Origin of the sequence: Chryseobacterium mucoviscidosis, assembly GCF_002177115.1 — a bacterium.
Classification (GTDB): Bacteria; Bacteroidota; Bacteroidia; order Flavobacteriales; family Weeksellaceae; genus Chryseobacterium; species Chryseobacterium mucoviscidosis.
The window spans coordinates 58720-70871 of sequence record NZ_MVAG01000193.1; the positions used below are offsets into that span (position 1 = coordinate 58720).

Consider the following 12152-nt stretch of genomic DNA (forward strand, 5'->3'; position numbering starts at 1 on the left):
AATACTAAGCAAGAAATTTAAAACACTCAAACCCTCCAACTCAAAAACTCTCCAACCCTAAAACTCTCCAACTCAAAACCCCTCCGACTCTAAAAACTCGCCTTCACCTGCATGCTTCCGATATGAATCGTCCGGTCTCCGGAGTTTCTGCCTTCGTAATTTAAATTTAACTGTAGAAAAGAATTAATCGCCTGCTGAATGAATACACTCCAAACCTGATTTTTCCCCGGTTTTAAACCATCCAACATCTGGTTTCCGACAATACTGAAATTATTGCCGTTAAAATTATTATTGATGAATGAGAAATTTCCTCTGATAGAAGTTTTTCTGCGTTCCCACTGAATGGTTCCCGTAACATCAAACGCTTTTAGTAATTCTTCTCCATCCACTCTCTGTTTCTGGCGGAATGCCGAAGAAAGTTCAGCCTGAATGGCATCGGTAAACTTATAGGTTGCTTTTGGCTTCGTTTCAAAATTATTCAGGCGGTAATCTCTTGTTGAAAATAACTGTGAAGAATTTTGAATATCATGAACTGAATTTTCCCAGTCGATCCGGAATTCTTTATTAAACCAATAGCCGATATTCAGGAAATGCGAAACCTGTTCGCGCTCCTCATTACTGAAATTCGCATTGATGAGATTGTCATTGGAGATGAAACGGTAATTTCCGTTCCAGCCGGATTTGTCGGTCGGACTGAACTGTGCGGAAGCCAGAATATTCTGATTTTTAAGAATCATGTCATCACTCTTCTCAAAAGGATTCAAAACCAGAACTTTATCTTTTTTGAAGAATGAATTTTGTGAGTTTAATGAAATATTGAAATTCCAGCGTTTTAAAAATTTATTTTCTGAATTAAAAACAATCGACGGATTTACAAATAACGCGAGCTGAATTTTATTTTTGTTGGAAGGAATATAACGCACCGAATTCGTGTAAATTCTGATGTACTGCGCCAAATCCGAATATTCGGCAATTTCAAATTCATCAAGCTGCTGAACACCGTCTCCGTTGTAATCCGTCCATTTATAAATTCCCTGTCCGTCCGTCACTTTAATATACTGAAACTCTCTTTGGGCTTCCTGTCCGTTCCCAAGTTCATAGAACGCCTGCAAACGCATTCCGTTCTTGAAAAGCTGCTGATTGTAAAGAATATTCCCGACAACGAAGTCATTGTTTCTGGAAAGATCCACATCTTGATTCTGGTAAAAGAACTTTCTGTAGTGGAGTAGGGCATTCAGCGTTGTTTTTTCTGTTTTGATGATCTGGCTTTCCGCCATCACTCCCAAAATATTATTCATATTCTGAAGTCGGTTGTCCCGCACAGAATCATTATCACGCATATAAACCTTTGCCAAAAGTTTGGTTCTTGTACTGTCTCCGATTTTTTTCTGAACAAAAATTTCTTTCCAGCTAAAACTGGTAACATCCATAAGCTGGGTATCGTTGTACTTCTTTTCGTTGTGTTCCATGCTTCCGCCAATCGCCCAGCTTCCTTTTTTACCGGTAAACTCAGTGGAAACCCCGCCTCTGATGAACTTGGTGTCCTGAAGTACAGCATTGGTATTCAGATAGGATAAATTTCCTTTTGTGAAAAATTTACCGCTGATCCACCCAAAATCCAGATCATTCTTTATTCCTTTATATGTTTCCTGCTCATCAAGATAATTGATTCTGTAATTTAAGGTAGATTTATTGTTCCATTTGTTCAAAAAGCTGAAGATAAATCTGTTCTGCGTTCTTCCGCTGAACTCCTGCGCAAGGTTGAAATCTCTGGAGAATTCCACATCATTAATTCGGTCTAAAATGTGGAACTGCTTGTCTATATATTGATATTCGAAATTCGGAGTTCCTTTCCAGTTGTTTTTGGTGAAGGTTTTGTTTCCGAAAATTCTCCATGCATATCCTATATTTTGCTGAGAATCTTTTGATGAAAATAAATTGACATCATAATTACTCACAGATATATCGGCTCCTATTTTTCCGTCTTTCAATAAATATTCTGAGTTTACAGAATACACCTGCGATTTCTCCGGTGAAGGAAGTTTCCTTACGGCACGATAATCTCCCATGTTGGGACCAACGTAAGCGAAAACACGCCCGTTGTTGGTGGTCTGCGTAATTTTATAGTCTCCTAAATTAGCCCCGAAATACGTGTAAGAAACACTGTATAACGTTTGTGTGGCATCGGTTGAAAACTCATAATAATTTCCTCCCGAACTTTGAACCAGTTTATATAAGATTTTATTGACATCATATTCTGTCACCACTCCGGAAGGAGCATACATTAAATTCGGATTGTTTCCGGCTTCTGCAAGAATCTGCTGATCTTCCTGTGAAAGATTTAAAGAAAGCGGTGCATTTTTATTGTCGTTTTCCATAAACCAGTTCAGTCCGAGCTTCAGTTTTTCCCTTTTATGCTCAACTTTTCCGGTAAATAAATATCTTGAGTAATTTCTATTGGTATAATTATAAGATATCGTAATGAAATTCTGCTGGAAGATCGGTCGGAAACTGGTAAAAGTAACTTCTCCGGTATTGTAATTGATGATATAATCCTGATTTTCACCACGCTTCATCAAGATTCCGTCGATGAAAACCTGTTCAGAACCTGAAATTAAAGTGATAAACTGTTCGCCGTTTTTCCCGGTTAAACGGTAAGGTCCCTGATTTCCTTCCACTCCCTGAAAACGGATTCTGTGAAATTCACTTCGGGCAACCCCCATCGAAACATCCACAAAGGTTTTATTCTCTTTCCCGAATTCCGTCTGAAATTCGAGTCCCATGCTTCTTCGCTGATATTTGGCAAAATAATTTTTAGCTTCTACCAAATCCAGATGTCCCGCTCTCAATATCGATTTATCCTTGATATTAAGCTGCATATAAATTTTGTCGAATTCCTCAAGCGTTTGTGTATATCCATCTGCCTGAATCGGGAGATTGTGATCCGAAATACTTGCAAGAATGGTTACGTCTTTTGAAAGTCTTCCGGAAATCTGTAGATCCATTGAACTTTGTACAGACTGTCCCTGATTGTTCCCAAACGTAATCCCGCGAATGATGGATCCTTTGGAATTTAATTCCCCTAAAAATCTTTTTTTATCATTTTTAGCAAGAACTCCTTCATCTACAATAATACGGTTGTTGGTTTTTACAAAATCCAGCGTGTCTTTTGCGAAAATATCCTGCTCAAATCTTGCAGCAAGGATGCTGTCCTGCCTAAGACTGTCATTTTTAAGAGTGTCTTGCGGAAGATTGGGATTTTTCCATGTAAATACCTGAGCATTTCCTGAAAATATGCCCACGAACAACAACACGAATATCAGAATAAAATTTCGCAAATCTCTAAAAATAAAGCGTAAAAATACTTAAAAATACTTTATGGAAAGGGTTTTAGTATTATTAACAGAAAATTAACCCAATTATTGCATTACTAAAAAAAAATGGCGTAATTTTGGCTTGTAAATTATTAATAATTAAATTTTTAAAATCATGAAAAAACTTTATACTTTGGCAGTTGTTTGTTTTGCATCCTTTGCTTTTGGACAAATTAGTCTTAGTGCTTTAAATTCGGCATACACACAAAACTTTGATGGATTATCTAATACATCAACAGGTTCTACAACTTTATCTGGTACTTTATCTGGTTGGGCTATTTTGGAAACAGGTTCTAGTTCAAATACGACTTATACAGCAAGCACAGGATCAGTTAATACTGGAGACACTTACAGTTATGGTGCAACAGGAAGTACTGATCGAGCATTGGGCTCAATTGCGAGTAGTAATTTGCTTTCAAGATGGGGTGCGCAATTTAAAAATGATACAAATAGTACAATTACCCAATTGCTAATCTCATACACTGGGGAGGAATGGAGATTAGGTGACGCAGGTAGAGGTACTAATGATCAGATTACTTTTGAATATAGTACTAATGCTACTTCTTTAAATACAGGTACATGGGTATCTGTGCCTGCACTAACATATAATACAACGGATATTACCGGTACTGCAGGGTTAAGGGATGGTAATAGTACTAGCTTTAGAACTTCTCTAAATTCTACAATCACAGGACTGAATATTGCTCCAGGTCAAAATTTTTGGATAAGATTTGTTGATGTTAATATCACAGGTACAGATGATGGTTTAGCAGTTGATGATTTCTCTTTAACTCCTCAACAGTCTTCAGTATTGGCTATAAACGAAAATAAATTAAACAAAGATTTATTTGTAAAAAATACTTTGATAGATTCTGAAATAAACTTTGGAATGACTGGAGATGTGAAAATTTATAATCTTTTAGGGCAAGTTGTAAAAACTTTTTCAGTAAAAGAAAATGAAGCAGTTGACATATCTGATTTATCAAAAGGTAACTACATTGTTACAGGTTTGGTTAACGGAAAGAATATTTCACAAAAAGTTATAAAGAAGTAACTTTAATAATATATTAAATATATACCACCATTTATGTTAAATGGTGGTTTTTTTATACCTTTGTAAATGTAAATTATTAATAATTAAAGCTTTAAATTTATGAAAAAGATTTTTACTGTCTTAATAGCACTTTCAGCTATGAGTTCTTTTAACGCTCAGAATCTTATATCCAACGGAAATCTTGAAACTTGGACTGATCCTGCTGCTAAACCAGATGGATGGTTCAGTATGGCAGGAGGAGCAAAAGAAACAACTTCAGTTCACGGAGGTAATAATTCTGCGAAAATTTCACCTGTCGCAGTGAATACTAACGGAAACTTAGATTATATTGATGTAGCAGCAACAGGAAATACTGATTACACTGTTTCTTATTGGGTATTGGATAATGATCCTAATGCCAGAGCAAGACATTGGATACAGTTCAGAACTGCAAGCGCTAATATTTCCGTTACGGGAAGTTCTTTTCAGCCTTCGACTTATACATCTGATAACGCTAATTGGGTGAATGTTACAGCAACGGCAACAAGTCCTGCAACTACAGAATTTTTAAGACTTAGTTTACGAGTTTATGCTCAAAATAGTGTTACTACAGGTGCTATTTATTTTGATGATATTGTTCTAAGTCCTTCAGGTTCTTTGGGAACTATGAATCCTGAAATTCTTAAAAATAGCGTAAAACTTTCCAGTACCTTAGTTAAAAATTCTTTTGATATATATCTTACAGGAAATGCAGAAGTGAAGATTTTTTCATCTTCAGGGCAGATATTTGAAAGCAAAAAAATAAGGGATTTTGCTACTTTTGATGCCTCTCAGCTTCCAGTTGGAGTTAACTTTGTTCAGATTAATCAGAATGGGAATATTATAGTCAAGAAGATTATAAAGCAATAATATTTCATAATACATCAAAAAAATGTCGCTCTAAAGCGACATTTTTTAATACCAGCCTCTTCTCGCTGCATTAATAATAGAACTCAGATTAAGAATTAAAGTATATCTTATTCTTTTTCCGTAATCTTTAAAGCCGGGTTCGAAACCTAAAGAAGACTGCACCGGAAGATAGATTTCAAGAAAATCGGGGATGATTCTCACTTTTACGCCACTGTCCCAGATAAATTTCGTCGATTGGTTTTTGTTGTCATAAACTCCTGCATCTGCATAGACGTGGAAAATTTTCCATACACTTGTATCTACGTTTACTGAAGTAATCCATTTATTTACACTTCCGGGAATGAACGATTTAAATCCTCCGTCCGCCAAAACATATTGCTGGGAAAGAATTCCGCCTGTTGCACTCTGTCCCAGTAAGTTATAAGAAAACGAGTAGTCTGAAACTCTGGAAATCCCGTAATTAAAAGTATTGTTTCTGGTATTGTTTTTAATAAAATATCCTGCGAATAATCGTACACTTAGTTTTTGTCTTGGCGCAAATTCCCATCGGTAAAATCCTTCTGCGGTTACTTTATGAAAATCTTCCATCCACTGTGTACTTACACCCAGGCTTTTTTCATGAATACTCTGGCTGTCGTTGTATCCATATCCAACGCTCCAGAGATTATACCGGTCATAGTCGTTATTGGCAATCATCAACGCATTAAGATCTCTTTCAAAATAATTATAAGAAACACCTAAGCTTCTGCTTACCGTACTTCTCGGGTTTTTTCGGAAATTTAAATTCGAATAAATGGAAGCTTTTCGGTAGGCGAGATCATAATCATAGTGAAAATAAGAGCCTGAAACTCCGAAAGTAAGACTTCGGATGATGCTTTCAGCCGGAAGAAAAGAATAGGCAATTGCTCCCGAACCTGTCAGTTTTCCTGTTCCGGTACTGTAAGTCGGAGTAATGGAATACAGAAATTTCTGATCGAAAAACGACTGATTTTTAAAGTTAAATCCGATCAGAAATTTATCATACGTATTGCTGAAACGTACTCTTGGATTGATGTATATTTCATTGAACTCAGGATTCGGAATATCTTTAATCAGTTTAAGCTTTATTTTACGCATATTGGAAAAGAAACCTTTTGCATACAAAAAGTTATCTCTGTAATTGTCTTCCGGGAAAATGTAATCGTCATTCAGTGTTATTTTATAGGTATCTAAAGCCGGAATTGAGAATTTTTTTTCCTTTTGGTTTTCATCTGTTTCAACCCAATATTCTGTGGTTTCACCGTTTTTTGATGTCGTCTGCAACTTCACCGGAATGTTTGCAGCAGTATTTTTCTGGATGGTTACATTCAGAGAATCGCCTTCTCTTTTAAATTTTCTCAGTCTGAAATTTACCCTGTTTTTATGTTCAAGAAATTCAGGAAGGTAAGATGTTCTTTTATCTTTTTCTGCTAATTCTTTTAAAAAATCAGCAGGATCAATCTCTTTGTCGGTATTTTTAGCAATAAAATTTTTTACAAGAGCTTCAAAATTTTCGTAGCCCATTTTGTCGGCAGAATAATTGAAAAGCGTTCCAGTTTCAAAATTACTGATCGTCATATCGTTAAAATTACTCAGGTCAGAATAATTTTCATCAATTTTCTGATCCAGATTCTGAGACATGATGTATTGATACGCCAAACCGTATCTTTCAGTCAGTTTTACATCCGAAGCATGAAATAATTTTAAAGGTTTTACCCCGAAAATTTTCGTTTCAGGTAAATTTCCCAGCAATTTAGTATCTGCGTAGAATTTTTTGAGGTACTGAATTTCCAGATAAGATTTCAGCCCGTTTCGGAACCAGTGATGATCCTGTTTATCGGTAATGGTGATTTCGTCTAAAACTTTTTTGGCAACAATTCCGAAATAGTCAAGATCTGTTTTTTCGGCATCGGTAAAAAGCTGGAATCTGAATTTCCAGAAAGCAATATCATTATTTCCGAAAAAATCTTCCTTATTTCTGAATTTATCTGAAATAAAAATTCTTTCAGGAACAGAACCGATCCTTTCTTTGATGAATTTTAAATGTAAAGGAAGATAAAATTCCAGACTTTCTTTTTCTTCAGGCTTTAAATTGTAACCGAACTTAATTTCCGTATGAATATCGTTCGTATTGATATTAATGGAGGGATATTCATTTTGTGAAATCAGGAACTCAGGATCAGAATCCAGATAACCATTGAAAGAATTGATCTGGGTCTGTAAAAGATTACTTTCTGCAAAATAATTAACCGGAAGATCTAAGTTTACCGTCCAGAATGTATTATAACTTACGGTTTCTTCGATGTCGGCATAATCTCTTTTGGAAATATTGTCCGGATCAAAGCGATCCGGAACAATAAAGAAATATTTTAACGCTACGTTGGTATCAGAAGTTCCGTATCCTGTAAATTTCTTATCAGGAAGCTGGATCTGATATTGTAGCTGAAGTTTTACTTTTTCTCCGGGTTTCAGAGTTTCTTTCAAAGGAAGAAAAATATTTTCCTCTGAAGTTTCTCCTACAGGAATTTCTTCGCCTGAATTTTTAACCTGTAAATTCAGCAGCTTACCAAGCTCATTTTTTTTAGCAAAATGAAGATCGGTATTCCTGTCTTCCAGCTTTCGGTAGACCAGAGAAGTTCCGCGCCTGTTGTATGCGGCGACCCAATTCAAAAGCTTAATGGTGTTGAGATCTTTCTCCGAATTATTGAAATACACAATTTCTTCGGTTACATCAAGCATCTTTTTATCCTGAGATAATTTAGCCCCGATATAAATACTATCTTTCTGTGCAGAAACTTCTGCAACACCCAAAAACAAAATAAGACAAATACTGATTCTTTTCAAAATTCCTGATAAAGTATCAAATATAACTTATTTTGCAGAGATTCCGCAAAGATTTTACTGCTGAACTGCTTTTTTTTCTAAAGAATTTAAATATGCTTTCCAACCTTCGTTTTTATAAGTCTGAGCTGCCTGTTCTGCATTTTCAGCTTTATAAATTCCTCTTCCTACAATAATGAAATCTGTATGAAGTGTTTTGAAAACGTGTTCCGGAGTATTGTACTGCTGTCCTTTTCCGTCTCCCGAATCGGCTAAATTTACTCCCGGTGTGAATAATAACATTTCCTCAGGAAGCGCATTTTGAGAAACTCCTCCGATAACATTCGGGTGCGATGAAGCTATTTTTAACGCTTCTTCACGATACGCACTTGTTGTTAATGCACCTTTGGAAGACATTCCGATGATGGCTACAACCCCTACATTTTTGAAGCAGTCTAAAGATTCAAAACCTCCGATCACCTGTGACGTTACAAAATCTGCCCAGTCTGTAATTTTAAAAACACCGCTTGTAAACTGAAGTTCCTGCGTGTTTCCGATGTCTGCAAATTTTCTGTCTTCCATTAACAGGAAATTGTGTTTTGCAGCAAGAGCTTTTAGCGGAGTAATGGTTTTTTCGTATTCAAAATCCGAAATAATATCGATGTGAGTTTTTAAAGCAATAACGTGTGGTCCCACTTTTTCAGCTAAATCTAATAATTCCTGAGTGGTGGTAACATCTGCTGAAGCGATTAAATTAGACTGTTTTGCTAAAGCGGTTTCCAGTAATTTTTTTGAAACGGAATGCTGTGCGGCTTCTAATTTCTGTTCGTAAGAAGGTCTTACTTTTTCTTCAAACTGAATGTGGTTTCCCTGTAAAAAATCCTGAATTCTTTTTACTTCATCATCCGTAAGTTCACCGTTTTCACGAAGAATGGTGCAGACTTCAGAAATATTGAATAGGGTGTGAACTCTGTAACCACGGCTTTCCAGAAGCTCTTTTCCGCCCTGTTCTCTGTCTAAAACCACCACGATGTCTGCAACTTTGATGTCCTCCTGCTCAACTTCTGCAATGGTTTCAATTAAAGATTTTCCAGAGGTGATCACGTCTTCCACCAGAAGACAGTTTTGTCCTTTCTGGTAAATTCCTTCGATCAGTTTTTTAGTCCCGTAGTTTTTCGCTTCTTTTCTTTTAATAATTAACGGAATATAGCTTTCCAGAGACATCGCTGTAGCCATCGGAAGTGCTGCATAAGGAACTCCGCAGATCAGATCAAAATTATCCAGAGGAAGCATATCCAGCAAATAATTGGCTAAATTTTTTAAGATTTTCGGATCTGAAGCCAAAGGTCTTAAATCTACATAAAAAGGGCTTTCGATTCCGCTTTTTAAGGTAAATCTTCCGAATTTAATGATGCCCAGTTTGTAGCACTCCAAAAAGAATTCTTTTTTACTTTCCATTATTTTTTATTAGATGTTGCAAATTTAAGGAAATGATGTTAAATGTCAATTGTGAATTTTGTTTCGTTTTTTTTCAAACACGAATGACACGAATGTTTTCACGTATGACACAAAATTAATCTGCGAAATCAATAAAATCTGCGAGATTAAATATTAGGATTCGCCTTTAGTATTTTTCCATAAAAAAACCACTCGTACAACGAATGGTCTTTAATTATTATTTTCAAATTATTTTACAATTTCGGCATCAATTACTTTCGTGGTGCCTGAATTATATTTTTGCTCGGTTTCCCAGAGAAGAAATTTATCTACCTCTTTTATCAGCTTTGGAATTGCAAGTGATAAAACAGCAAGATCATCCAAAACGCCGATAACAGGGACGGCAACTTCCGGCAGAAGATCTATTGGTGAGATCACGTATAACAATCCTAACAACGGCAGAATAATATCGATGGATCTCATACGATATTCTCCTTTTCTCCACATTTTTATCATTCTGAAAATATCAGGGATTTTTTTTACGAAACCTTTGTGGTTAATCGCTTCTTTTGCCAGATTCAGTTTAGAATACTTCATTTTGTGTTTAGGTTTAAATAATTTTTTTTAACTCTGTAAATTTCGCAAATTCTGTACCAATAATTTACAAAATTTAGTTAAAATTATTTAATAATATTATCTATAAACTGATGGGTAGATTCTGTGTTCCAGTCTCTTGAGGCATCTTCCTTGATTAAAATTCTTCCGTCTTTATCCAGCAAATAGGTTGTAGGAAACACTTTCGGAAGGATTTTCTCAGAGATCGGACTTTGCGCAATGTATACAGGAACGTTGTAATTATTTTCTTTCAGAAATTTTCTTACCGCATCCTCTTTGTCTTCCATGGCAATTAAAACAAAATTTACATGATCTTTTCTGGTATCATACAGTTTCTGGATCGAAGGCCATTCTTTTCGGCACGGAGGACACCATGTTCCCCAGAAATTAAGGAAAACCGCTTTTCCTTTAAAAGCTTTAAGATTGGTACTCGGAACATTAATTCCTTTCAGATCGATATCATAATCTTCTTCGCTGATGTGTACCGCGTTTTCAATGGTGGCTACCGGAAAAAATGCTTCCTGCAGTTTCTCCTTTACTCCCGGAATAAATGCGATAACGGCAATAACTGCAATCAGTACGATGTAAATTATATTTTTTTTCATTAAATCTATATTATTTATTTTGTCCCAATATATTGAAAGTAATTATTATTAAGCTGATAAACCAGAAATTTTTTTGAAACGACACCCTCTTTATTAACAATTGGAATGTACAATTTGTCTTTTTGAAATGTAATTAGTTTCAGCGGACGTTCCGGTCTGTCAACAACGCTGAAAAAGTCAAAATCAACCTGAATTTTATTGAGAGTTGTTGTTTTTGTTTTAAAAATTTTATCAGAATCAATTAACTGATCTTTTCGGATCGTCAATGCCTGAATTGCCTGAGACATATCTTTCGTAGAGAAAATCCCGTTAGAAATAACAAGATAATACATCTGATTATTAAGAGGAACTTTTACAATTTCCGAAATAAAATAAGGAGTATCAGACTGTTCTTTATTATAAATGGTTTTTACTTTTCCATTTGAGGAGTATTGAATAATCTGATCAAAACTTTTCATTGTTCCTCCCAGTTCTGTATCCCAAACATAAAATCTGAGTTTTTTATCTTCGGAGGTAATAATGCTTACTTTATTATTCAATTTTTTAAAGTTATACGACAGTGTTTCAGGATTTTCGGAAATGAATTTCTTGAATTCTGCAGAAAAATGTAAAGATTGGGATTCTTTACCATCGTAGTCGTCATTCTGAGAAAATTTTTCATATTCTTTTGAGAAAAATAATTCTTTATTTTCAAGCTTTGGATTTTGAGCATTCAAAAAATTCGAAATGCATAGAATTGCAACAAAAAATCTGAAAAATTTCGACATATTACAACAATTCTAAAATTTCCTGAACGGCATCTTTTCCTCTGTTCTTAGCGTAATACACCTGAAGATCGTTATAGAAATGATCTTTAGTATATACTTCAGGATCAGCTTTGTATTTCATCAGAAGTTCTGTTCCGAATTTCGGACGCGGTCCCCATGAATTTTTAACGTTAAAATCTTTATCCAGAATAATCACTTTCGGAATCGATTCGGTTCCGTTCGTTAAAAACTGACTGATTAAACTTTTGTCGCTGTCTCTCAGGAAAATACGAACCTCATTTTTACCTTCGAAAAATTTAACCAGAGCAGGAACGGTTGCACTTGCATCACCACACCAAACTTCAGAAATAATTAAAATCTTACCGTCAAAATTTTTAGATTCTAACTGTTTTAGCTGTTCTTCATCTGCAACATACTTTTTTAAAGTTCTCTCGATTCTCTGAAGTCCAAGTTCGTAATAAGGTTTATAATCTGCTTCCTGCTGATTGGAAGGGTTTTCTAATCTCTGTTTTCCGATTTCCACATACTCTTCGAAAGAGATGCCTTTTTCCCAGTAATTTTTCACTGCTAAAAT

The 12152-nt window shown here is 35.3% G+C and carries 9 protein-coding genes; 2 read left to right on the plus strand and 7 right to left on the minus strand.

Features of this window, described 5'->3' with window-relative positions; translation table 11 throughout:
- Positions 1 to 89 precede the first annotated feature (89 nt).
- Positions 90 to 3302: a DUF8818 domain-containing protein gene (locus tag B0E34_RS19780; protein WP_228423118.1), complete on the minus strand. Its 3213-nt coding sequence runs from the start codon at positions 3300 to 3302 to the stop codon at positions 90 to 92.
- Positions 3303 to 3489: 187 nt separating this feature from the next.
- Here B0E34_RS19780 and B0E34_RS19785 point away from each other — a divergent pair, with 187 nt between their 5' ends.
- A complete protein-coding gene (locus B0E34_RS19785) occupies positions 3490 to 4428 on the plus strand; it encodes a T9SS type A sorting domain-containing protein (protein ID WP_087712267.1) in 939 nt (312 codons plus the stop codon).
- A gap of 99 nt (positions 4429 to 4527) precedes the next feature.
- A complete protein-coding gene (locus B0E34_RS19790; RefSeq protein WP_087712269.1) occupies positions 4528 to 5316 on the plus strand; it encodes a T9SS type A sorting domain-containing protein in 789 nt (262 codons plus the stop codon).
- Positions 5317 to 5361: 45 nt separating this feature from the next.
- On the opposite strand, the gene B0E34_RS19795 is transcribed toward B0E34_RS19790, so the two are convergent.
- The 6 genes from B0E34_RS19795 to B0E34_RS19820 form a co-directional block, all read right to left on the minus strand.
- Positions 5362 to 8178, minus strand: coding sequence for a gluzincin family metallopeptidase (locus tag B0E34_RS19795; RefSeq protein WP_228423119.1), 2817 nt, complete (start codon positions 8176 to 8178; stop codon positions 5362 to 5364).
- A 54-nt stretch (positions 8179 to 8232) separates the two neighbouring features.
- Positions 8233 to 9612 carry an orotidine-5'-phosphate decarboxylase gene (gene pyrF / locus B0E34_RS19800; RefSeq protein ID WP_087712273.1) on the minus strand — a complete coding sequence of 460 codons (1380 nt, stop codon included), beginning with the start codon at positions 9610 to 9612 and terminating at the stop codon, positions 8233 to 8235.
- 228 nt (positions 9613 to 9840) lie between these two features.
- Positions 9841 to 10188: a YkvA family protein gene (locus B0E34_RS19805; protein ID WP_087712274.1), complete on the minus strand. Its 348-nt coding sequence runs from the start codon at positions 10186 to 10188 to the stop codon at positions 9841 to 9843.
- Positions 10189 to 10271: 83 nt separating this feature from the next.
- Entirely contained in the window at positions 10272 to 10811 is a 540-nt protein-coding gene (locus B0E34_RS19810; RefSeq protein ID WP_076390862.1) for a TlpA family protein disulfide reductase, read from the minus strand.
- A 14-nt stretch (positions 10812 to 10825) separates the two neighbouring features.
- Entirely contained in the window at positions 10826 to 11578 is a 753-nt protein-coding gene (locus B0E34_RS19815; protein ID WP_087712276.1) for a hypothetical protein, read from the minus strand.
- 1 nt (position 11579) lies between these two features.
- Positions 11580 to 12143 (minus strand): thioredoxin family protein, encoded by a 564-nt coding sequence (locus tag B0E34_RS19820; protein ID WP_087712278.1) that lies wholly within the window; start codon positions 12141 to 12143, stop codon positions 11580 to 11582.
- Positions 12144 to 12152: the final 9 nt, after the last annotated feature.